Genomic DNA, 338 nt, shown 5'->3' with positions numbered 1-338 from the left:
CTCGTGTACGCACAACCCATTACGCGGTCGATGCCACCGGTGCCGGTTCCTCGGCACGCCCCTCACCGAACCCGGGCAACCAGCGATCCACGACCGGTATCAGCACCTGGATCAGCGGCCCGATCCCGAACGCGTACACCAGGGTGCCGATACCGACCGAGCCGCCGAGCAGCCATCCAGTGGACAGTACGGTCACCTCGATCGCCGTCCGCACCAACCGGACCGACAATCCGGTGCGCCGAACCAGTCCGGTCATCAGACCATCTCGCGGCCCTGGCCCCATCCCCGCACCGATATAGAGGACCGTCGCCACAGCGTTGAGCACGACCGCCGCGCCC

General features: G+C 67.5%; 1 protein-coding gene. It reads right to left on the bottom strand.

All coding sequences use genetic code 11. The features are described 5' to 3' along the window. Window positions 1–19 precede the first annotated feature (19 nt). Window positions 20–338, bottom strand: a 319-nt coding sequence (locus GV790_RS29355) for a YczE/YyaS/YitT family protein (RefSeq protein WP_375139444.1), incomplete at its 5' end; no start/stop codon positions are given.

The sequence above is a fragment of the Nocardia cyriacigeorgica genome (assembly GCF_010858045.1).
Classification (GTDB): Bacteria; Actinomycetota; Actinomycetes; order Mycobacteriales; family Mycobacteriaceae; genus Nocardia; species Nocardia cyriacigeorgica_E.
This window is presented reverse-complemented; position numbering and strand designations above follow the sequence as displayed.